Annotated in this window: 24 protein-coding genes; 16 read left to right on the top strand and 8 right to left on the bottom strand. The window is 66.4% G+C overall.

Features of this window, described 5'->3' with window-relative positions; all coding sequences use genetic code 11:
* Positions 1-3: 3 nt before the first annotated feature.
* Positions 4-699: a hypothetical protein gene (locus BLS74_RS09855; RefSeq protein ID WP_093105089.1), complete on the top strand. Its 696-nt coding sequence runs from the start codon at positions 4-6 to the stop codon at positions 697-699.
* On the opposite strand, the gene BLS74_RS09850 is transcribed toward BLS74_RS09855, so the two are convergent.
* On the bottom strand, positions 692-1,387 hold the full coding sequence (locus tag BLS74_RS09850; protein ID WP_093105086.1) for a YggS family pyridoxal phosphate-dependent enzyme: 696 nt from the start codon (positions 1,385-1,387) through the stop codon (positions 692-694). The two genes, BLS74_RS09855 and BLS74_RS09850, sit on opposite strands and share 8 nt — an antisense overlap.
* Before the next feature lie 39 nt (positions 1,388-1,426).
* On the opposite strand from BLS74_RS09850, the gene BLS74_RS09845 reads away from it, so the two are divergent.
* Both BLS74_RS09845 and BLS74_RS09840 read left to right on the top strand, forming a co-directional pair.
* Positions 1,427-2,470, top strand: a complete 1,044-nt coding sequence (locus BLS74_RS09845; RefSeq protein ID WP_093105083.1) for a type IV pilus twitching motility protein PilT — start codon at positions 1,427-1,429, stop codon at positions 2,468-2,470.
* Positions 2,471-2,501: 31 nt separating this feature from the next.
* A complete protein-coding gene (locus tag BLS74_RS09840; protein ID WP_093105080.1) occupies positions 2,502-3,638 on the top strand; it encodes a PilT/PilU family type 4a pilus ATPase in 1,137 nt (378 codons plus the stop codon).
* 26 nt (positions 3,639-3,664) lie between these two features.
* On the opposite strand, the gene BLS74_RS09835 is transcribed toward BLS74_RS09840, so the two are convergent.
* Positions 3,665-4,576, bottom strand: a complete 912-nt coding sequence (locus tag BLS74_RS09835) for a LysR family transcriptional regulator (RefSeq protein ID WP_093105077.1) — start codon at positions 4,574-4,576, stop codon at positions 3,665-3,667.
* A 117-nt stretch (positions 4,577-4,693) separates the two neighbouring features.
* On the opposite strand from BLS74_RS09835, the gene BLS74_RS09830 reads away from it, so the two are divergent.
* From BLS74_RS09830 to BLS74_RS09820, 3 genes are read left to right on the top strand one after another with little or no spacing between them, the layout of a single operon-like run.
* A complete protein-coding gene (locus tag BLS74_RS09830; protein WP_093105074.1) occupies positions 4,694-6,181 on the top strand; it encodes an amidase in 1,488 nt (495 codons plus the stop codon).
* Between the two features lie 33 nt (positions 6,182-6,214).
* Positions 6,215-7,204: a Bug family tripartite tricarboxylate transporter substrate binding protein gene (locus BLS74_RS09825; protein WP_093105072.1), complete on the top strand. Its 990-nt coding sequence runs from the start codon at positions 6,215-6,217 to the stop codon at positions 7,202-7,204.
* Between the two features lie 33 nt (positions 7,205-7,237).
* Complete coding sequence (locus BLS74_RS09820) at positions 7,238-8,161, top strand: NAD(P)-dependent oxidoreductase (protein ID WP_093105069.1); 924 nt, start codon at positions 7,238-7,240, stop codon at positions 8,159-8,161.
* 104 nt (positions 8,162-8,265) lie between these two features.
* On the opposite strand, the gene BLS74_RS09815 is transcribed toward BLS74_RS09820, so the two are convergent.
* From BLS74_RS09815 to BLS74_RS09805, 3 genes are all read right to left on the bottom strand, one after another.
* Positions 8,266-9,003, bottom strand: coding sequence for a BON domain-containing protein (locus tag BLS74_RS09815; RefSeq protein ID WP_093105066.1), 738 nt, complete (start codon positions 9,001-9,003; stop codon positions 8,266-8,268).
* Positions 9,000-9,626 carry an SIS domain-containing protein gene (locus BLS74_RS09810; RefSeq protein ID WP_093105064.1) on the bottom strand — a complete coding sequence of 209 codons (627 nt, stop codon included), beginning with the start codon at positions 9,624-9,626 and terminating at the stop codon, positions 9,000-9,002. The genes BLS74_RS09815 and BLS74_RS09810 overlap by 4 nt, the downstream gene beginning before the upstream one ends.
* 97 nt (positions 9,627-9,723) lie before the next feature.
* Positions 9,724-10,080, bottom strand: coding sequence for a YraN family protein (locus BLS74_RS09805; RefSeq protein WP_093105061.1), 357 nt, complete (start codon positions 10,078-10,080; stop codon positions 9,724-9,726).
* A gap of 40 nt (positions 10,081-10,120) precedes the next feature.
* Between BLS74_RS09805 and rsmI the strand changes: the two genes are divergently transcribed.
* Positions 10,121-11,059: a 16S rRNA (cytidine(1402)-2'-O)-methyltransferase gene (rsmI, locus tag BLS74_RS09800; RefSeq protein ID WP_093105059.1), complete on the top strand. Its 939-nt coding sequence runs from the start codon at positions 10,121-10,123 to the stop codon at positions 11,057-11,059.
* A gap of 103 nt (positions 11,060-11,162) precedes the next feature.
* Here rsmI and BLS74_RS09795 read toward each other — a convergent pair whose 3' ends face one another.
* Entirely contained in the window at positions 11,163-11,891 is a 729-nt protein-coding gene (locus BLS74_RS09795; protein WP_093105056.1) for a glutathione S-transferase, read from the bottom strand.
* 437 nt (positions 11,892-12,328) lie between these two features.
* Here BLS74_RS09795 and BLS74_RS09790 point away from each other — a divergent pair, with 437 nt between their 5' ends.
* Entirely contained in the window at positions 12,329-12,550 is a 222-nt protein-coding gene (locus BLS74_RS09790) for a hypothetical protein (protein ID WP_093105053.1), read from the top strand.
* 121 nt (positions 12,551-12,671) lie between these two features.
* On the opposite strand, the gene BLS74_RS09785 is transcribed toward BLS74_RS09790, so the two are convergent.
* Positions 12,672-13,433 carry a GntR family transcriptional regulator gene (locus tag BLS74_RS09785; RefSeq protein ID WP_093105051.1) on the bottom strand — a complete coding sequence of 254 codons (762 nt, stop codon included), beginning with the start codon at positions 13,431-13,433 and terminating at the stop codon, positions 12,672-12,674.
* 215 nt (positions 13,434-13,648) lie between these two features.
* On the opposite strand from BLS74_RS09785, the gene BLS74_RS09780 reads away from it, so the two are divergent.
* The 8 genes from BLS74_RS09780 to BLS74_RS33785 all read left to right on the top strand — a co-directional run bounded on the left by BLS74_RS09780 (position 13,649) and on the right by BLS74_RS33785 (position 22,755).
* Complete coding sequence (locus tag BLS74_RS09780) at positions 13,649-15,082, top strand: mannitol dehydrogenase family protein (RefSeq protein ID WP_244503833.1); 1,434 nt, start codon at positions 13,649-13,651, stop codon at positions 15,080-15,082.
* A gap of 49 nt (positions 15,083-15,131) precedes the next feature.
* The gene (locus tag BLS74_RS09775; protein ID WP_093105046.1) at positions 15,132-16,151 is read left to right on the top strand and encodes a TRAP transporter substrate-binding protein; all 1,020 of its coding nucleotides are present in this window, start codon (positions 15,132-15,134) and stop codon (positions 16,149-16,151) included.
* 37 nt (positions 16,152-16,188) lie between these two features.
* Positions 16,189-18,048 (top strand): TRAP transporter large permease, encoded by a 1,860-nt coding sequence (locus BLS74_RS09770; protein ID WP_093105043.1) that lies wholly within the window; start codon positions 16,189-16,191, stop codon positions 18,046-18,048.
* 27 nt (positions 18,049-18,075) lie between these two features.
* On the top strand, positions 18,076-19,284 hold the full coding sequence (gene manD / locus BLS74_RS09765) for a D-mannonate dehydratase ManD (RefSeq protein WP_093105041.1): 1,209 nt from the start codon (positions 18,076-18,078) through the stop codon (positions 19,282-19,284).
* A gap of 40 nt (positions 19,285-19,324) precedes the next feature.
* Entirely contained in the window at positions 19,325-20,359 is a 1,035-nt protein-coding gene (locus BLS74_RS09760; RefSeq protein ID WP_093105038.1) for a Zn-dependent oxidoreductase, read from the top strand.
* 386 nt (positions 20,360-20,745) lie between these two features.
* On the top strand, positions 20,746-21,636 hold the full coding sequence (locus BLS74_RS09755) for a hypothetical protein (RefSeq protein WP_093105036.1): 891 nt from the start codon (positions 20,746-20,748) through the stop codon (positions 21,634-21,636).
* A gap of 272 nt (positions 21,637-21,908) precedes the next feature.
* The gene (locus tag BLS74_RS09750; RefSeq protein ID WP_093105033.1) at positions 21,909-22,460 is read left to right on the top strand and encodes a tripartite tricarboxylate transporter substrate-binding protein; all 552 of its coding nucleotides are present in this window, start codon (positions 21,909-21,911) and stop codon (positions 22,458-22,460) included.
* Positions 22,461-22,524: 64 nt separating this feature from the next.
* Positions 22,525-22,755, top strand: a complete 231-nt coding sequence (locus BLS74_RS33785; RefSeq protein WP_139191662.1) for a type 1 glutamine amidotransferase family protein — start codon at positions 22,525-22,527, stop codon at positions 22,753-22,755.
* On the opposite strand, the gene BLS74_RS09745 is transcribed toward BLS74_RS33785, so the two are convergent.
* Positions 22,752-23,915 carry a citrate synthase family protein gene (locus tag BLS74_RS09745; protein ID WP_093105030.1) on the bottom strand — a complete coding sequence of 388 codons (1,164 nt, stop codon included), beginning with the start codon at positions 23,913-23,915 and terminating at the stop codon, positions 22,752-22,754. The two genes, BLS74_RS33785 and BLS74_RS09745, sit on opposite strands and share 4 nt — an antisense overlap.
* Between the last annotated feature and the right edge of the window lie 70 nt (positions 23,916-23,985).

Below are 23,985 nucleotides of genomic sequence, written 5' to 3'. Positions count from 1 at the left end.
AGCATGAAAGAGATCTTTGAAAGGCTCGTCGGTCTGATCCCGACCTACTTCGAGGCTCTTTTTCCTCTGTTGACCGGGCCGAAACGCTTCATCGCCGAACGTCTTTCCAGCGACGAATCGGCGACGCAGAAAGCACTGATCTTCCTGGCGATTTCCTTTGCGATCGGCTGGATCCTGAAGATCCCCTTGAGTCGGGGCGACCCCTTGCTCGAGCTCGGCACCGACAGCGTGTTTGCCCTGATGAACGTCTTGGCGTATGGAACTGCGCTGTACCTGGCGTGGCGCATCGCCGGAGGCAGGGCAGGACTTCAGAAATTCCTGACTATCCACTTCTACTACGCCGGCGTTCTCCTGCTCCTCGCGACAGGTCTTTATCTGGGCTTTGCCGGGACGATCAGGGCCTTCGATCCCGCTCTGTTCAAGGAACTGCACGACGCCGCATACGCTGGCAATCTTGCGGCTTTCCTCATCGAGAACAAGGAGCGATTGCTCGCAAGCTCCGCCTACCGGGCGTCGCTGCTGGTGCAATTCGCCGTATTCGGCGCCATGCTCGCGTGGATCTTTGCCGGATGGGGCGCCTATCGAGAGCTGAATCGACTCTCGCGGCTGCGGTCGATGGGCGCCGGCCTCTTGTTCTTCGTCTTTTGTTTCCCTGTGACGGCATTTATCTTTGTGGTGGGGAACGCCCTCGTCAAGTAGACACCCGCCCCCCGAAGATCGCCGTGCCCACCCGCACCATCGTGCTGCCGGCCGCCACCGCGGCTTCGAGGTCGGCCGACATGCCCAGCGAAAGCGTGTCGAGCTCGAGGCCCGCCGTGCGCAATGTCTCGAAAAGCACCGCCGCATGCAGGAACACCGCGCGCTGCGCCTCGAAATCCGGCGCCGGCTCCGGGATCGCCATCAGCCCGCGCAGCCGCAAGCGTGGCAAGGCCGCCACAGCCCGCGCCAATTGCAGGGCCTCCTCCGCCGGCACGCCGGACTTGTTGGCGCCGCCGTCCACGTTGACCTGCAGGCACACCTGGAGCGGCGGCAGATGCGCCGGCCGCTGCTCGGCCAGGCGCTCGGCGATCTTGAGGCGATCGACGCTGTGCACCCAGTCGAAATGCTCGGCCACGGGCCGCGTCTTGTTGCTCTGCAGAGGGCCGATGCAGTGCCATTCGAGCTCGCTGCGCAGATCGGCCAGTGCCTGGATCTTGGCCACCCCCTCTTGCACGTAGTTCTCGCCGAAGGCAATCTGTCCGGCGGCGCGGGCCTCGCGCACGGCCTCGGCGGGGAAGGTCTTGGACACCGCAAGCAAGCGCACGCTCGCCGGATTGCGGCCGGCCGCCGTGCATGCCGTCACGATCCGGGCCCGAACTTGCTGGAGCTTGTCACCAATCATCGTCATAATCGTCAAAAGCGTATCAAAACGTCACCGAGGAGCTTCGTGGACATCACCCAACTGTTGGCCTTCAGCGTCAAGAACAAGGCATCGGACCTGCATTTGTCGTCCGGCCTGCCGCCCATGATCCGGGTCCATGGCGACGTGCGGCGCATCAACGTCGACGCGCTCGATCACAAGGCGGTGCACGCCATGGTGTACGACATCATGAGCGACACGCACCGCAAGCACTACGAAGAATTCCTCGAGGTTGACTTCTCGTTCGAGATCGACGGCCTGGCGCGCTTCCGCGTGAACGCCTTCAACCAGGCGCGCGGCGCGGCGGCGGTGTTCCGGACCATTCCTTCGAAGATCCTCACGCTGGAGCAGCTCAACGCGCCGAAGATTTTCGGCGACCTCGCGCTCAAGCCGCGCGGCCTGGTGCTGGTGACCGGGCCCACCGGCTCGGGCAAGTCGACCACGCTGGCGGCGATGGTCAACTACCTGAACGAAACCGAGTACGGCCACATCCTGACGGTGGAAGACCCGATCGAGTTCGTGCACGAGTCGAAGAAGTGCCTGATCAACCAGCGCGAAGTCGGGCCGATGACGCTCTCCTTCGCCAACGCGCTGCGCTCGGCGCTGCGCGAAGACCCGGACGCCATCCTGGTCGGCGAAATGCGCGACCTCGAAACCATTCGCCTCGCGATGACCGCGGCCGAAACCGGCCACCTGGTGTTCGGCACGCTCCACACCTCCTCGGCCGCCAAGACCATCGACCGGATCATCGACGTGTTCCCCGGCGAGGAGAAAGAAATGATCCGCGCCATGCTGTCGGAGTCGCTTCAGGCCGTGATTTCGCAGACACTGTGCAAGACCAAGGACGGCCAGGGCCGGGTGGCGGCGCACGAGATCATGCTCGGCACCTCCGCGATCCGGAACCTGATTCGCGAAGGCAAGGTCGCGCAGATGTACTCGACGATCCAGACCAGCAGCGGCCAGGGCATGCAGACCCTCGACCAGAACCTGACCGACCTGGTGCGTCGCAGCGTCATTTCCGCGGCCGAAGCGCGCGGCAAGGCCAAGATTCCCGAGAATTTCCCGGGCTGAAGAACAGCCCCGCCCGCACCGGAGTACCGACATGGAACGCGATCAGGCCAGCCAGTTCATCAACGAACTCCTCAAGCTCATGGTGAGCCGCAACGGCAGCGACCTTTTCATCACGGCCGAGTTTCCGCCCGCGATCAAGGTCGACGGCAAGGTCACCAAGGTCTCGCAGCAGGCCCTCGGCGCGCAGCACACGCTGGCGCTCACGCGCTCGATCATGAACGACCGCCAGACGGCCGAGTTCGAGCGCACCAAGGAGTGCAACTTCGCGATCTCGCCTACCGGCATCGGCCGCTTCCGCGTCAATGCCTTCGTGCAGCAGGGCAAGGTGGGCATGGTGCTGCGGACCATTCCGGCCAAGCTGCCGACCATCGATGCGCTCGGCATGCCGCAGGTGCTCAAGGACGTGGCGATGACCAAGCGCGGCCTCACCATCCTGGTGGGCGCTACCGGCTCGGGCAAGTCGACCACGCTGGCCGCGATGATCGACTGGCGCAACGAGAACTCCTACGGCCACATCGTGACGGTGGAAGATCCGGTCGAGTTCGTGCACCCGCACAAGAACTGCGTGGTGACGCAGCGCGAAGTCGGCATCGACACCGACAGCTGGGAAGCCGCGCTCAAGAACACGCTGCGCCAGGCGCCCGACGTGATCCTGATGGGCGAGATCCGCGACCGCGAGACCATGGAGCACGCGGTGGCCTTCGCCGAGACCGGCCACCTGTGCATGGCCACGCTGCACGCCAACAGCGCCAACCAGGCGCTGGACCGGATCATCAACTTCTTCCCCGAGGAGCGCCGCGCCCAGCTCCTGATGGACCTTTCGCTGAACCTGCGCTCGCTGATCTCGCAGCGCCTGGTCCCGACCGAAGACGGCCATGGCCGCATCGCCGCGGTCGAGATCCTGCTCAACACGCCGCTAATTGCCGACATGATCTTCAAGGGCGAAGTGGGCGAGATCAAGGAGATCATGAAGAAGAGCCGCAACCTCGGCATGCAGACCTTCGACCAGGCGCTGTTCGATCTGTTCGAAGGCAATGCGATCTCCTTCGAAGAAGCGATCCGCAACGCCGACTCGGCCAACGACCTGCGCCTGCAGATCAAGCTCAACAGCCAGCGCGCGCGCAGCACCGACTTGTCCGCGGGCACCGAGCACTTCGCGATCGTCTAGCAGCACCGGGGGCCGGTTCGGAGCGCTCAAGCCGGCGCCGGCAGCTGTTCGCGCAGAAAACCCAGGAAGGTTCGAACCACCTCCGGCAGCGTGCGGCCGGTGAGGGTTTGCAGCTCGATCGCGCGGCCGCGCATGCCGCGCTCGCGGATCTCGGCGGCGTGCAACTCGCCGCGCCGCACCCGATCGCGCACCGTGATCTCGCCGGAGATGGACAGGCCGCCGCCGTACAGCACGAAGTTGGTGAGCGTCTCGAAATGGTTGCTGACCAGCACCGGCTCGAACACCATGCGGCGCTCGCTGCAGCCGATATCGAAGAGCTGGCGCACGGTGTTGTCGCCCTCGGGCAGCGCGATCGCGAAAGCGCGCATCTGGGCCAGCGTCACGCTGCGAAGGCGGGCCAGCGCATGGTCGGGCCGCATGATGGCCAGCACGGAGGCCGGCTGCCGGTGTTCGATCCGGATGCCTTGCTCGGCCGTGCGGCTGTAGGTCAGGCCGATGTCTGCATCACCGTGCAGCACGGCGGTGGTGACGTCCATCGGGCTGGCCACTCTGAGATGAAACTGGATGCCCGGGTAACGCTCGCGGAACTCCGCGATGGCGCGCGGCAGGAACTCGATCGCAAAGCCCGCGGAACTGGCGATGCGCACCCGCCCGCGGCGCAGCCCCTGCAGGCCCTGGATGTCCGAAACCACGCGATCGGCTTCCAGCGCTCCGCGCCGGGCATGCGCGGCCAGCAACTCGCCCGCGGCGCTGGGCACCATGCCGCGCGGCCGGCGGTCGAACAGCGGCACGCCCAGCAGGTCTTCCAGTATCGCGACCTGGCGGCTGATGGCCGAGGCGGTCACGTTCAGGCGAACCGCGGCCTCGGTGAGGGAGCCGCAGCGCACCACTTCGAGAAAGTAGCGCAGCGAGGTTTCCTGCAGGCGATGGGACAGCATGGGCACGGCGGGTCCGGTTTGCGTAAATTGCAAAGATAACTGGAAAAAACAGCGATTGTTCAAAGGCTGGGGCCTGCCCTATCCTGCGCCCGTGCATCCATCCTGCCGCTGCCGAACATGCTGTTGAAACCCGCTTCGCCGACCGGCGCGCGCGCCACTGGCGCGCCCTCCTCCTACATCGTGGCGCTGGAAGCGACCGCGCTGTCTCGCGCCATCCACGCTAGGGAGCTTTCCTGCGCCGAGGTGCTGGACGCCTACCTCGCGCAGATCGACAGGCTCAACCCGAAGGTCAATGCCATCGTCGCGCTGCAGGATCGCGACGCGCTTCGCCGGCTGGCCGCGGAGCGCGACGCGCAGCTCGCGCGCGGCGAGAGCCTGGGCCTGCTGCACGGCTTTCCGCAGGCGCCCAAGGACATCATGCCGGCGGCCGGCATGGTCACGACGCGCGGCTCCCCGATCTTCAGCGGCAAGGTTTCGACAACCGATGCCGTGGTGTTCGAGCGCATGCGCCGCGGGGGTGCGATCTTCATCGGCCGAAGCAACTCGCCCGAATTCGGGCTCGGCGGCCACACCTACAACCCGGTCTACGGCACCACCCGCAATGCCTTCGATCCCTCGCGCTCCGCCGGCGGCAGCAGCGGCGGCGCAGGCGTGGCCGTGGCGCTGCGCCTGCTGCCGCTGGCCGACGGCTCGGACATGATGGGCTCGCTGCGCACGCCCTCGGCCTTCAACAACGTGTACGGCCTGCGCACCTCCGTCGGCTGCGTGCCGCACGGCCCGACCGAGGAGGTCTTCTTTCAGCAGTTCAGTGTCGCCGGCCCGATGGCGCGCAACATTCCCGACCTGGCCCTGCTGCTGTCGGTGCAGGCCGGCTTCGATCCTCGCCTCCCGCTCACCCGCCGGCAGGACGACCCCGCCGCGTTCACCGGCGCCCTGGAACGAGACTTCCGCGGCGCACGCATCGGCTGGCTCGGCGATCTGGGCGGCCACCTGCCGACCGAGCCCGGCCTGCTGGGCACCTGTGCGCAGGCGTTGAGGCATTTCGAGACCATCGGCTGCACGGTCGAACCCGTGCTGCCGGACTTCGACTTCGAACGCCTGTGGCGCGCCTGGATCGACCTGCGCAGCTTTTCCTTCACGGGCGCCAACGCGGCGCTCTATCACGACCCGGCCACGCGCGCGCTGCTCAAGCCCGAAGCGGTATGGGAAATCGAGCGCGGCCTTCGGCTCTCGGGCCAGGAGGTCTACCGCGCCGCCAGCGAGCGCTCGGCCTGGTACCAGGTGTTGCGCGGCCTGTTCGAACAGTTCGACTTCCTCGTGATGCCCGCGGCCCAGGTGTTCCCCTTCGATGCCGGCCTGGACTGGCCGCACGCCATCGACGGACGCGCCATGGACACCTACCACCGCTGGATGCAGGCCGTGGTGCCCGCCACCATGGCCGGACTGCCGGCGCTGGCCGCGCCGGCGGGCTTCGGGCCCGGCGGCCTGCCTGCGGGCATCCAGATCATCGGCCCGGCCCAGGCCGACGCGGCCGTGCTGGAGATCGGCCATGCCTACGACCAGGCCAGCGGCCATGCGCGCGTGCCGAGCCCGCTGCTGGCCTGACTTTTTCCACTTTCCCTCTCCACAGGAGCTCACATGAGCACGCCACCCCTGCGCCGCTTCCTCCAGTTTCTTCTGACCGCCTGCACGCTGGCCGCCGCATGCACCGGCGCCTTCGCCCAGGACGGTTATCCGGCACGGCCGATCAAGCTGCTGGTGCCCTTTGCGCCCGGTGGCGCCACCGATGTGCTGGGCCGCATGCTGGCGATCGGCCTCGGCGAGAAGCTGGGCCAGCCCGTGGTGGTGGAGAACAAGCCCGGCGCCAGCACGGTGATCGCGGCCTCGATCGTCGCGAAGGCGCCACCGGACGGCTACACGCTGCTGCTGGGCGCCAGCACGACGCTCACACTGAACCCGGCGATCCGCCAGTCGCTGCCCTACGACCCCATCCGCAGCTTCACGCCCATCGGCATGGTCGCCGACATGAGCCTGATCCTGGTGGCCGGCGACACCACCGCCGGCAGCACGCTCAAGGACATCGTCGCGCAGGCCAAGGCGGCGCCGGACAAGTTCTCCTATGGCTCCTTCGGCACCGGCTCCTCCGTGCACTTCGGCGGCGAAATGCTCAAGTCGGTGGCCGGCATCCGCATGGTGCATGTTCCCTTCAACGGCAGCGCCCCCAGCCTCACCGCGCTGATGGGCGGCCAGGTGCAGGTGGCGGTCGACACCGTGGTGGCGGCCACTCCGCTGATCAAGGCCGGCAAGATCAAGCCGATCGCGGTGCTCTCGGCGCAGCGCCTGCCCCTGCTGCCCCAGGTGCCGACCGTGGCCGAGAGCGGTTATCCGGGCTTCGCCATGGGCACCTGGTTCGCCCTGGTGGCGCCGGCCGGCCTTGCGCCTGCGGTGCAGCAGAAGCTCGAGAAGGCCCTGGCCGAGGTCGCGAGCACGCCGGAGATGAGGAAGAAACTGGCCGACATCGGCTTAACCTACGCCTACGGCAACGGCGCGGCACTGAAAGCACGGATCGAAGAGGAACTGCCCAGGATGCGTGCCATGGCCGCGCGCTCGGACATCAAGGTGGACTGATCGAGGCCGCAAAAAGCAGAATAAGCTCGAGCGATGACCTCCTCCATTGCCTCCAAGTCCTACGACTCCACGCCCTCACGCAAGCTCGCCTTTCTCGGCCTCGGCGTGATGGGTTACCCCATGGCCGGCCACCTTGCGCTGGCCGGCCACAGTGTCGCGGTCTACAACCGCACGGCCGCGAAGGCCGCCGACTGGTACAAGGAATTCGCGCCCCAGGCCAAGGGGGCGCTGCGCCCTGCGGCCACGCCGCGCGAAGCCGCCGCGGGCGCAACAATCGTCTTCTGCTGCGTCGGCAACGACGACGACCTGCGCTCGGTCGTGCTCGGCGACGACGGCGCCTTCGCGGGCATGGCCCAGGGCTCGGTGTTCGTCGACCACACCACGGCTTCCGCCGATGTCGCGCGCGAGCTCGCGAAGGCGGCGCTGGAACGCGGCCTCCAGTTCATCGACGCTCCAGTCTCCGGCGGCCAGGCCGGAGCGCAGAACGGCGTGCTGACGGTGATGTGCGGCGGCGACAAGGCGGCCTTCGAGCGCGTCAAGCCGGTGATCGCGGCCTTTGCGCGCGCCGTCACCCTGCTCGGCGACAGCGGCGCAGGCCAGCTTGCGAAGATGGTCAACCAGATCGCGATCGCCGGCCTGGTGCAGGGCCTGTCGGAGGCGATCGCCTTCGGCCAGCGCGCCGGCCTGGACATGAACGAAGTGCTGGCCGTGATCGGCAAGGGCGCAGCGCAGAGCTGGCAGATGGACAACCGCGGCAAGACCATGATCGAAGGCAAGTTCGACTACGGCTTCGCAGTCGACTGGATGCGCAAGGATCTCGGCCTGGTGCTCGACGAAGCCAAGCGCAACGGCGCGCGGCTGCCGGTGACCGCGCTGGTCGACCAGTTCTATGCCGACGTGCAGCAGGCCGGCGGAAACAGGTGGGACACCTCGAGCCTGATCACCAGGCTGCGCTGAGCCCACCCCCAGGCTTCGCGCACTTCGTGTCGCTACGCCAACCCCCTTGCAGGGGGCAACACCAGCGGCCCGGCAAAGCCGGTTCCGCGGTGTTCCTGGAATTCCTATCGAACCGGCGTGGCAGTGGCGCCGCCCGCTGGCGGTGAACCCGCCGGCGGCAGCGGCTCCATCGGCGGCAGCGGCACGTTGGAACGCGAGGCCGGCGCCGGACCGGTGCCGCCCTGCTGCGCCTGGTTCGCGAGCTCCGCTTCGCTGACGATCTCGACCACCCGCACCACCTTCTCCACGCCCGAGACGCCGCGCGCGATGTCGGTCGCGCGATCGGTTTCGCGCCGCGTGGCCAGGCCCATCAGGTAGACCGTGCCGCGGTCGGCGACGATCTTGAAGGAATTGGCGAAGACGTCCTTGGCATCGAGCAGCGAGGCCTTGATCTTGCCGACGATGAAGGCGTCGTTGGAACGCTGCTGGAAGGTGCTCGGCGGCCCCACCGTCAGTTCGTTGACCACCGAACGCACGTTGTCGACCCGGCGCACCACCTCCTCGACGCGCCGCCGGTCGGCCTCGCTGCCCACCGCGCCGGTCAACAGCACCTGCCGATTGAAGCTCGTGATGCTGACGTACATCTGGTCGTTGGCGATCTCGCGCACCCGTGCGCCGCCGCGCAGCTCGATGCCCTGGTCGTCGATCTGCGCGCCCGAGCTGCGGCGGTCGGTCGCGACCATCCCCGCACCAACGACCGCGGCGCCTCCGACCACCAGCGGCACGCAAGCGGAAAGGCCGGCAACCAGTGCGGCGCCGGCGGTCAGGGTCAACGCGATGCGCCGGATGGATGTCTTCGTCATATGGAACCTTCCTGTTCTCCGAGTAGCTGGGCGTCCACGCCGTCGCACAGGCAGTGCAGCGCAAGCAGGTGGACTTCGTGGATTCGCGCCGCGCGTTCGTGCGGCACGCAGATCTGGACATCGGTTTCGCGCAATGCACGCCCCACGGCGCCGCCGGGGCTGCTGCTGGCGCCACTGCCCGCGGCGTTGCCCAGCAGGGCAACCACCGTCATGTCGCGTGCATGCGCTGCCTCGACCGCGGCCAGCACTGCGGCCGACTGGCCGCTGGCGCTCAGCGTCAGCAGCACGTCGCCGGCCTGGCCGAGGGCACGCACCTGGCGCGCGAACCGGTCCGCATCGCTTGCGTCGGCGGTGTCCGCGGCGGGGTCGGTGGTGTCGCCCGGCAGCGCGATCGCGCCCAGCTCGGGCCGTTCGCGCTCGAAGCGGCCGACGAACTGGGCGGCGAACAGCGCGGCGAGAAGCCCCGAGACGCCCGCTCCGCAGGCCAGGATCTTGCCGCCGCTGGTCACGCAGGCGAGCAGGGCCTGCATCGCCTGCCCGATCGGTTTGCTCAGGAGCGGACCTGCCTGGTACTTGAGGTCCGCGCTGTCGATGAAGTGCTGCTGGATCCGTTGCTCGAGCATGGGCCGGGATGATAACTGTGGGTTCTGAAACAAGACGTAGGTGCTGCGCTTGATGCACTTGAGTATGGGGCAACGCATCGGTTCCCTCGGCGGAGGCTCAATCCGCGTCGAAGGCGGCCTGGATCCAGGCGATGCGCTCCTCCACCAGCACGACGTCGAAACGGCAAGGCGGCGGCGTGCGCAGCCGGCTCAGGTAGTGCCGCGCCGCGAAGACGATGCGCCGCTTCTTCACCGCGGTGATGCTCCCGGCCGCGCCGCCATGCGTGGCGCCGGCGCGCTGGCGCACCTCGACGAACACCAGCGTGCCGTCGCGCGGATCGCGCACGATCAGGTCGATCTCGCCGCCGCCGCGGCCCGGGGTTCGATAATTGCGCGCGACCAGCACCAGGCCGGCCGCTTGGAGATGGGCGAGCGCGGCGTCTTCCGCCGCATCGCCGCGCTGCTTGGTCGTCACTTGAAATGCCTCCCCGCCGTCTTGTTCTGGAGAAAACCCATTGAACTCTCTCGCCCCCGCTTCGTTCGGCGCCGCCCTGCAGGCCGCGCGCGATGCTGCGGGTGCGCAGCATTATCCGCAAGCGACGCTCTATGTCGTCGCCACGCCGATCGGCAACCTGGCAGACATCACGCTGCGCGCACTGCAGGTGCTGCAGCTGGTCGATGCCGTCGCCTGCGAGGACACGCGCCACACCCAGAGCCTGCTGCGCGCCTATGGCATCGATCGCCCCTCGGCCCAGCTGCTCGCCCTGCATCAGCACAACGAGGCCGAGGCGGCACAGGCGGTGATCGCGCGGCTCGCGCGCGGTGAACGCATCGCCTATGTCAGCGATGCCGGCACGCCCGGTGTGAGCGACCCGGGCGCGCGCCTGGTCGCGGCCGTGCGCGAGGCAGGCTACCGGGTGCTGCCGCTGCCCGGCGCGAGCAGCGTGACGACGCTGATCGGTGCGGCCGGGCTGGTCGCGGCGGGCGATGCGGGCAGCGCTTTCGTGTTCGCCGGCTTCCTGCCCAGCAAGTCCGGTGAGCGCGATGCCGCCGTGCAGGCACTGGCCGCCGAGCCGCGCAGCGTGGTGCTGCTCGAAGCGCCGCACCGCATCGAAGCGCTGGCACGCGCGCTGGCCATTCTGGGCGAGCGGCGTGTGACGGTGGGCCGCGAACTCACCAAGCAGTTCGAGGAGATCGCCACGGTCGCCGCTGCCGCCCTGCCCGACTGGTTTGCAGCCGGCCGCGACCGCACGCGCGGCGAGTTCGCGCTGGTGCTGCATCCGAAGGCCGTGGCGGAGGACGATGGCAATGGCGAAGCCGAACGCGTGCTGCGGCTGCTGCTTGCCGAGCTGCCGCTCAAGAGCGCGGTGCGGCTTGCGGCCGAGATCAGCGGCGCGCCGCGCAATGCGCTCTACGACACCGCGCTGCGCCTGCGCGACGAGCCCAGCGACTAGGGCCTGTCAACGCTATTTGCGGGGTCGCGAAGGCATGCCAGGGCGTGCCAATCAAAGCGCGCGACGCCGTGCGTGCGGTCCCCGCAAATAGCGTTAACAGGCCCTAACCGTCGAGTTCCGGATAGCGCCTGAAGATGCCGTCTTCGTTGAAGGCGATGCGACGCGGGCTCTGCAGGTAGTCGTGCACGCGCTGGCGGCGGCCCACGTTGGCATGCAGCTTGGCGACCGCGGGCGTCTCGGCCAACACGCGCGCCGTGGCCTTCGAAAAGGCATAGCGCAGACCCGCCACCAGCTGGAACAGCGACAGGTCGGCGTAAGTCAGCGTATCGCCGACCAGGTGGAGGTCGCCCGCGGGATTGCGCTCGAGCACGCGCTCGAACCAGCCGAGGAATTTCGGAATCCGCTCTTCGCGAAAGCACTTGGCGCGCTCCAGCGCGGCCTCGCGCTGGTCTTCGTAGTAGCGGCCGGCCGAGATCGGATGGTGCGTGTCGTGCACCTCGGCCACCATGTCGGCGATGGTGAGCTGCAGCTGGTGCGTCCAGAGCCCGTCGGCCTCGCCGATGCCGGCGAGCCCGAGCCGCGGGCCGAGGTAGAGCAAGATCGCGGCGGTCTGGCCGACCACGATGTCGCCGTCGACGAGGAAGGGCGGCGCGAAGGCCGCGCGCGGATTGTCCGGATCGCTAAGCCGCCGCGCGAGCGCGGCCTCGCCGCCGCCTTTGCCCGGCGGCTCGCGCGCCACGTCGACATACGCGGCGCCAGCTGCCTCGAGCGCGAGGCGCACGAATTCGCCGCGGCCCTGGATGGTGGGCCAGTAGTGGAGTTGGTAGGTCAAGAGGCCCTCCGCGTGCAGATGGGAAGGCCTGAAGGAAATGCCGCGAGGAATCACAACCCCCTTGGCACCCCGCATGAATGCTGAACCTTGGCGACTTCGGCTTCCCGGATACAAAAATACCGACGAAATTCAAGATGTCGCGCTGGCGCAACGCCCCAAGCGAGCGACGATGCGCCACAGCATAGCAACTTCATTAACAGGTGGAGGCCACGGCGCCATGCCGCTAGCGCCCAGACGTGCGGGTGCGCTTCCCCTCTGTTTCCCCTACGTGCCCCGCTGTTTCCCTACGGCCCCCGCGCGTTCGGGGCAACGCAATCGAAAAAGGCCGCTATCAGCGCTCTGAATGACAAACATCAGGAAGCTGAACTTCCCAGGCATAAGGGAAAACCCTAATATTCAGTCTTCGGCCTCGGCCACTCGTTCCCGGGAGGAACACGATGACTTCTTTCGTCGACCTGCGTCCGCAGCGCGCAATGGGAAACACCGCGTTTTCCTTGGTCAACCAGATTTGGGGCCGTGCCGCCGCCGCGGTGCAGGATTTGGCGCGGCGCCGTGCCAGCGCCTTGGCCGACGAGCGCTTCCTGGAGCGCGCCACGCACGATCCGCGCCTGCTCGCAGAACTGCAGGCAGCGATTGCGCGCCATCAATCCAGCTCCTGAAGGTCGGCCGCCGCAGCATCCAGTCGCCGAGGCTGAGGTTGCGGCAGAGCAGGTCCGTGGCGCACGAACCCAGGGAAGACTATCCACCTTTGCTGGACGCTGAGGTCAAGCCAAGGATCGGTCAGTCGGCGAAGTAGCTCGCGGGCGCATGTTCGCGCAGCGCCGTGAGGTGTGCGGTGATGTGATTGATGTGGGCGGCGACGCTCGCGCCCAGACCGGCCACGTCGCGCGACGCCATCTGCGCCAGCATCTGCTCGTGTTCCTTCAGCGCGCGCTCGGCATGGCCGGCCACGTGGCCCAGCAGCAGCCAACGCACGCGGTCGAACTGGCGCTTGATAGGTTCCAGCATGGCCCAGACGTGTTCGCGACCTGCAAACTCGAACAGGCGCCGATGCATCAACTCGTCCAGCTCGGAAAAGCGATCGATCTCGCCGCTCGCGACAGCGTCGCGCTGGCGCGCAACGATCTGGCCGAATTCGTTGAGTTGCGCCGGTGTGATGGTCTGGGCGAGTTGCACATGGCTCGCGCATTCCAGCGTGCTGCGCACGAAGCGGCCTTCCTCGAGCAGCGACATGCGCACGGGTGCCACGATCGTGCCGACCTGACGGTAGATCAGCACCATCTGTTCATCAGCCAATTGCGCCAGCGCTTCGCGCACCGGCGTGCGGCTCACATCGATCAGCTTGGAGATCGTCGCTTCCGAGAGCGCCGTGCGCGGGGGCAAGACGCCGCGCACGATGGCTTCTTGCAGCTGGCTGTGCACCTGCGCGGTATAGGAGCGCGCGGGGTCGAGCTTGAAACCGGCCAGCGCCGCAACCAGAGGGTCTTCGACATGCTGCGCATCGGCATGGTGGGGGTTGCTGGCTAGGACTCGGGCGGTCATCGGATGGGTGCTTCTCTGGTGGGATGAGTCACTTTACACCATGGTAGTGCACGCCATGATCGCGGCCCTATCCGGGTTTCTACCGGTACTTCACACCCCGCTTGATTCGTAGACTCCTCGCATCGTGCCATGCCACCATGGTACTGTGGTGAATGATCGGAGACGCCGAAGTGCCCTTGTCAGCAGATCAGAACTCGCGGCTCTCGCAGCGCGGCCTGCGCGATCTCGGCGACGGCATCGCGCGCCCGCACTACGACCGCGGCGGCCTGGCGCGGGGCATCGTGCATCTCGGACTGGGCGCGTTTCACCGTGCCCATCAGGCGCTCTACACCGAGGCGGTCGTCGCGCGGGGCGACCTTCGCTGGGGCATCGTCGGGGTGAGCCTGCGCGACCCGCGCGTTTCCGAGGCGCTGGCAGCGCAAGACCACCTGTATTCGGTGACCGAGCGCCACGGCGACGATGCACGCACAAGGGTTGTCGGTGCGTTATGCGACGCCCTGTATGCACCCAGGCAACTTGAGCAGGTCATCGCGTCCATCGCCAGTCCGGCGACGGCCATCGTGACCAGCACCGTCACTGAAAAGGGCTACAGCCAGAACCCGGCCAGCGCCGACCTCGACATCGACGACGTCCTTGTGCGCCACGACATCGCGAAGCCGCAGACGCCGCGAACGACGCTGGGCGTGCTGGCCGCAGGCATCCGCCGCCGCCCCGCCGGCGCCCCGTTGACGCTGGTGTGCTGCGACAACATGGCCAGCAATGGCGACACCTTGCGCAAGCTGCTGGTGCAGTACGCGGACCTGTTCGATGCGAAGCTTGCACGCCGCATCGAAGCCGAGATCGGCTGCCCCAACAGCATGGTCGACCGCATCGTGCCGGCGGCAACGCCCGTCTCGCTCGAATGGGCCGCCGCTCGGCTCGGCCTTCGTGACGAGGCGGCCATCGTCTGCGAGCCGTTCACCCAGTGGGTGATCGAAGATCGCTTCGCCGGCATTCGACCGGCCTGGGAGGACGCTGGCGCCCTGCTCACCAGCGACGTGCGTCCCTATCAGGCGATGAAGCTGCGCCTGCTCAATGGCACGCACTCGGCGCTCGCCTACGCCGGCCAGATGGGCGGACTGGAGACGGTGTCCGACGCCATGGCGCATCCTCTGGTCGGCGGCTTCGCGCGTCGGCTGATGCTGGAGGATCTGCGCGCGAGCGTGGCGGCCCCATCGGGTTATGACGTACTGGCCTATTGCCACGAATTGCTCAGGCGTTTCGAGAATCCGGCGCTGGCCCACCGCACGCAGCAGATCGCCATGGACGGGACCCAGAAGATACCGGTGCGCTGGCTGCCAGCCTTGCGCGAGAGCCTGGCGGCGGATGTGGAGCGCCCGCAACTCGAGCGCGCATTGGCGATCTGGCTGCACTACCTGGCTGCCGGGCACGGCGACAACGGCGCAGCACTGGTCATCAGCGACCCGGGCGCCGAGGCGCTCGCTGCGCGCCTGCGGCGGGCCGCCAACGACACCGACGCGGCGAACGCCGCGTTGGCGCACAGCGCCGTCTTCGGCACGGGGCCTTGGCCGCCGGTCTTTGCCGGCCGTCTGGCGCGGCACCTGTCCACGCTGCGCCAAGGCGGCATGACGGCGTTGCTGTCCACCTGAATCGCGCATCCTGCACCACCGACCCAGAAGACCCAACGGAGACCTTGTCATGACCTTCGCGCCCACTCGCCGCCAGTTCGCCACCGCCGTCGCCGTCACCGGCGTGGCCGCCACGCTCCCAGTCCGCTTCGCTTTTGCGCAAAGCGAGATCAAGCTCAAGTACGGCACCGCCTTCCCGGCCGACCATCCCGGCACCTTGCGCATCAAGGAAGCGGCCGAAGCGATACGCAAGGACACCAGCGGCCGGGTCGACTTGCAGGTCTACCCGACCAGTCAGCTCGGCAGCGAGCCGGACATGATTTCGCAGACGCGCGCCGGCGCGATCGACATCATGTCCACCGCCGGCACCAATCTGCAGACGCTGGTGGCAACCGCTGGCATCAACGGCGTGGCCTTCGCGTTCAAGGACTATGACGCGGTGTGGGCCGCGATGGACGGCGATCTGGGCGCCCATGTCCGATCCGCGCTGGCCAAGGCGAACCTGCATGCCTACGAAAAGTGCCTCGACAACGGCTACCGCAATATCACGTCGGCCAGCAAGCCCATCGTCTCGCCGGCCGACCTGAAAGGTTTCAAGATCCGTGTGCCGGGCATCCCGCTGTGGATCTCGATGTTCAAGGCCATGGGCGCATCGCCGACCGCGATTCCGTTCGGCGAGCTCTACTCGTCGCTGCAGACCAAGGTGGTCGACGGCCAGGAGAATCCGCTCGCGCTGATCCAGAGTGCCAAGCTCTACGAAGTTCAGAAGTACTGTTCGCTGACGGCTCATACCTGGGACGGCCACTTCATCTTCGGCAACGCGAAGAAGCTGCAGGCCTTGCCGAAGGAGGTTCAGGAGTCGCTGTCGAAGAATCTCAACGCTGCCGCCCTCAAGCAGCGCGAGGACATCGCGAGGCTGAACGCCGACGCGCAGGCCCAACTGACCAAGCTGGGCGTGACCTTCAACAAACCCGATCCGGGACCGTTCCGCGACATGCTCAAGACCGCGGGCTTCTATACCGAGTGGAAGGGCAAGTACGGCGACGAGGCCTGGGCCAAGCTCGAGAAGTATTCGGGCAAGCTCGTTTGACGCCCGCGCGGCCAACCATCCCGATCAGGAGCGCCCCATGCAGTCCACTGTCGATCCGCTCGCTGTTGCCACGCCTTCCACGTCGCGCTGGTTCGACCGGTTGCTGGCTTGGGTGACCGAGATTCCCGCTGCCGCCATCGTGGTGGCCGAAGTTCTGATCCTGGGTGGCGGCGCCTTCGCGCGCTACGCGTTGCATGACCCGATCACCTGGACCGACGAACTCGCCAGCATCCTGTTCCTGTGGCTCGCGGTGCTCGGGTCGTGCATTGCATTGCGGCGCACCGCCCACATGCACCTGACGACCTTCGTCAAGGATCTGCCGCCCGCAAGGCGCGCCTGGCTCGATGCGCTCGGCATGTGCCTGGTGGTCGCGTTCCTGGTCATGTTGGTCGGTCCGGCCTGGGAGCATTGGCACGGAGAGATCGAGGTCTCGACGCCGGTGCTCGGGATCAGCGAGGGATGGCGCGCAGGGGCTGTGTTCGCAGGCACGGCGCTGATGCTGGTGACCGCCGTGACGCGGCTCTTCGAGCAGGCGAGCTGGAAGCAGATTGCGCTCACCGGTGGTGCTGTGGCGCTGGGCGGCGCGGCGCTGTGGCTGCTGTCGCCGACGCTGGCCGGTTTGGGAAACATCAACCTGGTGATCTTCTTTCTGGTCATGCTGGTCGGCGCGATCGTGATCGGCGTTCCCATCGCCTTCGCGTTCGGCCTGGCAACGATGTCGTACCTGGCGTTCTCCACCAGCACGCCGATGTCGATCATGCCCAACCGCATGCAGGAAGGCATGTCTCACCTGATCCTTCTGGCCGTGCCGCTCTTCGTCTTCCTGGGCTCGCTGATCGAGATGACCGGCCTGGCCCGCGCGATGATCAATTTCCTCGTAAGCCTGATCGGCCACGTACGCGGCGGCCTGCAGTACGTGCTGCTGGGCGCGATGTACATCGTGTCCGGCATCTCGGGTGCCAAGGCGGCCGACATGGCTGCGGTTGCCCCGGCGCTGTTCCCCGAGATGAAGAAGCGCGGCAGCAAGGATGGCGACCTGATCGGCCTGCTGTCGGCCTCGGGCGCCATGTCGGAAACCATCCCGCCGAGCATCGTGCTCATCACGGTCGGCTCGGTGACCGGCGTGTCGATCACCTCACTGTTCATCGGCGGCCTGATGCCGGCCGTCGTCGGTCTGGTGCTGATGGCATGCGTCGTCTGGTGGCAGACGCGCCGCGAAGACATGTCGGGCGTCACCAAGGCGACGCGCCAGCAGGTCGGCAAACTGCTGCTGGTGGCGCTGCCGGCGCTCGCGCTGCCTGTGATCATCCGCACCGCGGTGGTCGAGGGCGTGGCCACCGCGACCGAGGTGTCGACGATCGGCATCTTCTACACCGTGCTCGCGGGCATCTGCATCTACCGTCAGTTCGACTGGCGCCGAATCTACCCCATGCTGCTCGACACGGCGTGCCTGTCGGGGGCGATCCTGCTGATCGTCGGTTGCGCCACCGCCATGGCGTGGGCGCTGACGCAGTCGGGCTTTGCGCAGGACCTGGTCAAGATCATGACCGCGGTGCCGGGCGGCAAGGTGGGCTTCCTGCTGGTGTCCGCTCTGGCGTTCGTGGTGCTGGGCAGCCTGCTCGAGGGCATCCCCGCGATCGTGCTGTTCGGGCCGCTGCTGTTCCCCATCGCCAAGCTCGTCGGCGTCAACGAGGTGCACTACGCGATGGTCGTGATCTTCGCGATGGGCCTCGGCCTCTTCGCGCCGCCGTTCGGGGTCGGCTTCTATGCGGCCTGTGCGATCGGCCGGGTGCCGCCGGACGTCGCGATGCCGCGTGTCTGGCCCCACATGGCGGCGCTGTTCCTCGCGCTCCTGCTGCTGGTGTTCGTGCCCTGGTTCTCGGTCGGATTCCTCTGAGCATCGTCGTACTTCCTGGAGACTGAATTGAAGATCGAACGCATCCAGACGATCGTTACCTGCCCCGGCCGCAACTTCGTGACGGTGAAGATCGTCACGGACGAGGGCATTCACGGCCTGGGCGACGCAACGCTCAATGGCCGCGAGTTGGCCGTCAAGTCCTACCTGGACGAACACGTGTTTCCCTGCCTGATCGGGCGCGACCCCCGCAACATCGAGGACATCTGGCAGTACCTCTACCGCGGCGCCTACTGGCGGCGCGGGCCAGTCACGATGACGGCGATCGCCGCCATCGACATGGCGCTGTGGGACATCAAGGGCAAGCTCGCGGGTATGCCGGTGTACCAGCTGCTCGGCGGCAAGAGCCGGCACGGCCTGATGGTGTACGGCCACGCCAATGGCCGCGACCACGCCGAAGCGATCGAGGCGGTGCACAAGCACGCGCAAGAGGGCTTCAAGGCGATCCGCGTGCAGTCCGGTGTGCCGGGTCTGGCGAAGACCTATGGCGTTGGCAAGACCAAGGGCTTCTACGAGCCGGCCGAAAAAGGCCTGCCGCCGGAAGAGCCGTGGGACACCTCGCTCTACCTGCGTCACACGCCCGAGCTGTTTCGCAAGGTGCGCGAGGCGGTGGGCTTCGAAACGCATCTGCTGCATGACGCCCACCATCGCCTGACGCCGATCGAGGCCGGCCGGCTCGGCAAGGAACTCGAGCCCTATGGCCTGTTCTGGATCGAGGACGCAACGCCGGCCGAGAACCAGGAGGCCTTCCGCCTGATCCGCCAGCACACCACCACCCCGCTGGCCGTGGGCGAGGTCTTCAACTCGATCTGGGACTGCAAGAACCTGATCAGCGAGCAGCTGATCGACTACATCCGCTCGACCATCACCCATGCCGGTGGCATCACGCATGTGCGCCGCATCGCGGACTATGCGGCGATGTATCAGGTGCGCACCGGGTTTCACGGTGCGACCGACCTGTCGCCGGTGTGCATGGCGGCAGCCGTCAACTTCGGCCTGTGGGTTCCCAATTTCGGCATCCAGGAGTTGATGCCGCACACGGCGCTCACCGACGAAGTCTTTCCGCACAACTATCGCTTCGAGGATGGCTACCTGGTGATGGACGAAGTGCCCGGACTGGGCGTCGACATCGACGAGGCGCTGGCGGCCAGGTATCCCTACGAGCGCGCTTATCTGCCCGTGGCGCGGCTCGCCGATGGCTCGATGTGGAACTGGTGACCACGCCCCACGGCATCTCAAACCAACAGGAAATTTCATCATGCTGAGCGTCGTCGTCGATCAACCCAACAGCATGGCCGTGCGCGAGCGGCCCATGCCCGAGCCCCAGGCCGGCGAGGTGCGCGTGCGCGTGCGCTACGCGGGCATCTGCGGCTCTGACCTGCACATCTTTCACGGCCACAACCCGTTCGTCTCCTACCCGCGCGTCATCGGCCACGAGTTCGTCGGTCGCATCGAATCGGTGGGCGCTGGCGTCAGCGCCGCGCGCATCGGCGAGACGGTGGTCGTGGACCCGGTCATCAGTTGTGGGGAGTGCCATGCCTGCCTGATCGGGCGGCAGAACGTTTGCAGCCGCCTGCAGGTGATCGGCGTCCATCGCGACGGCGGCTTCAGCCAGTACGCCTGCGTGCCGGAGAAGAATGCCTACGTGGTGCCCAAGGGCTTGGCCGATGCCAGCGCATCGGTGATCGAGCCCTTTGCCGTGGCCGCGAACGTCACCCGACGTACTGGCGTCTTTCCCAGCGATGTCGCGCTGATCTACGGTGCCGGGCCGATCGGCCTCAACCTGATGCAGGTGCTCAAGCGCGTCTACGGCATTCGCGCGCTCATCACCGATCACTTCGACGAACGGCTCGCCTTGGCGCTCGACTGCGGCGCGGCGGAGGACGAGATCATCAATACCGCGCGTGAATCGCTGCCGGAGGCACTGTCCAAACGCGGTGTCGTTGGCGGACCGACCCTCATCTACGATGCTGTATGCAATCCGACGATTGTCGAAGAGGCGGTGCGCATTGCGGCGCCTGCGGGCCGAATCGGTGTGCTGGGCTTCTCCGCCACGCCTTCTGCCATTCCGCAGCAGGAACTGACAAAGAAGGAGCTCTCGCTCTACGCCTCGCGCCTGAACTGCGCGATGTTCCCGACCGTGATCGACTGGATCCAGCGTGGGCTGGTCGACCCCGGACGCATCATCAGTCACAAGGTGGACTTCCGTGACGTGGCCGGAGCATTCGACATTGCCGAGCGCAATCCACGGTACAGCTGCAAGGTGCTGCTGGACTTTGGCGAGAACGCGTGATCGCCCGCAGGTACTCGGCTTCGACTGCCAAAGACACCCCTCAACTCGCAGCGCGAGCGGCCTGGTCGAGCAGTTGCTGGAGTTCGGCCAATGTTTCTCGTAGCTTTCCAAGCGCCTTGAGCCATTTTCACAATTGCGCCGATGGTCCGAGGCAGCAGTAACCCCGTTCCTCTAGCTGCTAGCCCTTGGCATGCGCCGGGGAGCTCCATCGCGGATGCGAGCTTGTGCGTGGGGGGCGCAGAGTTGTACAGTTGAATACTTTCGATTTCACTTTCCCGGCGTCGGCCTGGGAGATGGCAGCGAATGCAGTTGTAGCGGCGCGCCCTTCGTCGCTTTGGTTGGCCGGGCCGTTCCTTGGAATAGATCAACTCCTCGGACACCAAGCCATGCGCCTCTTCAACAACCTGAAAACAAAAATACAGGAGCTGTCGACTCAGGGACGCCAGGTCGGAGCCGCCATCAGCGGACTGTTCGACCTCACGCTCCACCACCAGACCCGATCGGCCCAGACCGATCATCCCAATCCGCTCAACCGCTACGGAAAGAAGTGCTTCTCCCAGACCGACGAGGATGGCCTCACCCTCGAGATCCTGAAGCGAATCGACTGCCTGAAGAAAGGCGTCTACGTCGAATTCGGTGTCGGCGACGGCACGGAGAACAACACGCTGATCCTGGCTTCCCTGGGCTGGAAAGGCTTCTGGGTCGGCGGCGACACCCTCAGAATCAGCATTGACCCGAACAGCGACCGGTTCGCCTACCTCCACGACTGGATCACGCTGGACAACATCCTGCCGCTGGTGCAGCAAGGGCTGAGCAGGATCTCGTCGACCAATATCGACGTCATCTCGCTCGACCTGGACGGCAACGACATCTACTTTGCCGAGAAACTGCTGGCCAGCGGGCTCGAGCCGAAGCTGTTCATCGTCGAATACAACGGCAAGTTCCCGCCGCCCGTGGAGTTCCAGATCGTCTATGACGCGAAGCACAGCTGGAAAGGCGATGACTACTTTGGCGCTTCACTGACCAGCTTCGCCAAACTGTTCGAACGATTCGGCTATCGGCTCGTGTGCTGCAACTCCCATTCGGGCGCCAACGCCTTCTTCGTTCACGGCGCCTATTCCGCCGCGTTCGCTGACGTGCCAGCCGACATCGAGAAGATCTACGTCGGCCCCCGCTACTTCCCGTACAGGAAATTCGGGCACCCCCAGTCGATCAGGACCATCGAGCAGATCCTCGGCGGCCACCCTGCGCAGCTGGCCGCGCCAGATGTCGGCTGAGCTCGTCTCTCCGGACAGCGTTGCCAAGTGAGCCCCCGCGCATAGCCCCGTCCCTCGCGTTCGATCGCGCCGGCAGAGAGAGATCACATTCACTGGAGTCCAGTCTTGATCAATTTCGGCCGCAAGTAGGCGATCTGGCGAATCGTCAAGAGCCTGGTCTTCAACAGTTGTTCCTGCCCGTCTTCGTCGAGCGCGCCAAGTAGGGCCAGCATCCTCAGTTCGTGGTCTTCTCTTCCGACCTGATCGGCCAGGGCATCAATCTCTAGCGGACGTTGTGGGCCAGGCAATCGCAGGTCACGCTCGCCAACGCCGGCGCCGGCTCGGCCTCCCACCTGTGTGGCTTGCTACTGCAGTCGTCAATGAAGGTGAAGCTGACGACAATCCCCTATCGGGGAACGGGTCCGGCGATGCTCGACCTGCTAGGTGGACAGGTCGATCTCATGTGCGATCTGACCGCGAACGCCTTGCCGCAGATCAGGGGCGGCAAGCTCCGCCCCATCGCGCTGACGGTCGCGCAGCCGGTCAAGGACGCCGCCCTGGCGGGCACCCCATCGATGCGCAGCTTCGGATTCGAGAACGTCGAGTTCACGATCTGGTACGGGCTCTATGCCCCGCGAGGCACGTCACCCGCCATCGTCAGGCGCCTGAGCGCCGCGTTGGCCGAAGCCGCGGAAGACGCAGGCTTTCAGCGGCAGCAGGCCGATGTAGGGCTCTCCGTGGTGCGCGACGATCGCCTCTCGCCCGCCGGTCATCGCCGCCATCTGCGAAAGGAGATGGACCGCTGGGCGCCGGTGATCCGGGCGTCGGGTGAGTACGCCGATTGACCGGCCAGGACGCGCGCCTGGCGAAGTCGTCGAACAGATTTCTCGCACCCAGGACGAGGCAGGAATGAAGAAAGACGCGAAGCGTTCGTTCGCAAGGCGCTGCAGCGCGAGGGCGCGCCATGGCCTTCGCGTCGTACCCAACGCGGCCTTTGGCAATGCGGCGCCCGACATCCTCGTCGTGCCGGGCGGCATAGTGACGACGGTCATGCAACACGCCGGCACCATTCGGTGGATCCGATACACGCTCGAAGGGCCCTGGTCGCCGGCAGAAGCTCGAACGGCAGAGGCCGCCTAAGTTCGGGCGCCCTGCGGCATGTTGGGTATCGGGCCCACATAGCGCCCGCGTGGGCGGATCACTTGCGCCACGCCCAGTTGTTCCAAGCTGTGCGCCAGCAACCCGACACTGCGCGCCGTTGCAAACAGGCCAAAGGCCGCATCGGCGGGCAGTCGATGGTGCGCAACCAGGGCGGCCAGGGCCACGTCGATGTTGGGCTGCAAACCGGTCAGGTTCGTCACCTTCTGGATGAAGCGCGCGATCACCTCCGAGGGCTCGAACAACGCCAGCAAGGCGGCTGCGCGCGGATCGCCATCGGGATAGAGGTGGTGACCAAATCCTGCCAAGGGCAAACCGGTCGACAGGTAGTGGGCCACCACCTGGTCCTCTCCAAGTCGTTCCACTTCGCTGAACAGCGCCTGGACGCGGCCTGAGGCATCACCATGCAACGGGCCCGACAGCGTGGTCAATCCGGCCAGAAGGCATGCCGGCAACGACGCGCCTGTCGAAGCCGCAATGCGCGCGACAAAGGCTGAACTTGTCAATTCATGGTCGACCAGCAACACCATGGCAGTTCGCAGCAAATCAGCCACCTGGGTCGATTGTTTCCACCCTTGCGCAAAGCGCACGTGCAGCGGCTGGCGCCCCGGCTGGGCACCGAATGCATTGGCCAACTGACCCACCAAACTCTGGCCCTCGTTGTGCAGCACCCGTGTCAGACGTCCACGGGTGGAATGCCCGGCGGCTGCCAGACCGGCCAAGGCAGTGAAAGCAGCGACTCGTCCAGGCTTGCCCGAGCGCATCAGCGCAGCGGACGAAAAGTCGGCGGGTTGCTCCGCGCCCCACAACAGTTGAGCCACATCTTCCAGGGTGGCCGACCGGGCCAGGCTCACGGCATCCTGGCCGCAGTAATACGGGCGCCCGCGAAAGAACGCACACAGGGCCGTCGGGATGCTGGGCTCCGAGCCGAACAGCGTGTTGGCGGCCAGGGTCTCGTGTTTGCGGCCGGCCTGTTTGCGCTTGGCCAAGCTTGCTACGTCCTCGGCGCGGTACAGGCTACGGCGCGTATCGGCCGGATCGGGCATGACTTCGAGCTTGCCGCGGCTCACGTAGGCGTAAACCGTCTGGGGTCGCACCCCGAGAAGGTGGCACACCTCGTCCATCGAAATCCAGGAAACCATGGTCGGGTGCGAGAAAGTTTATATGTTGATTTTATACATCAATATTGACTTATTAATCAATCATTAACAA

It is taken from the genome of Variovorax sp. CF079, from assembly GCF_900101545.1.
GTDB lineage: Bacteria > Pseudomonadota > Gammaproteobacteria > Burkholderiales > Burkholderiaceae_C > Variovorax.
Note: the sequence above shows the minus strand (reverse complement) of the source record. Positions and strands in the feature narration are given on the sequence as shown.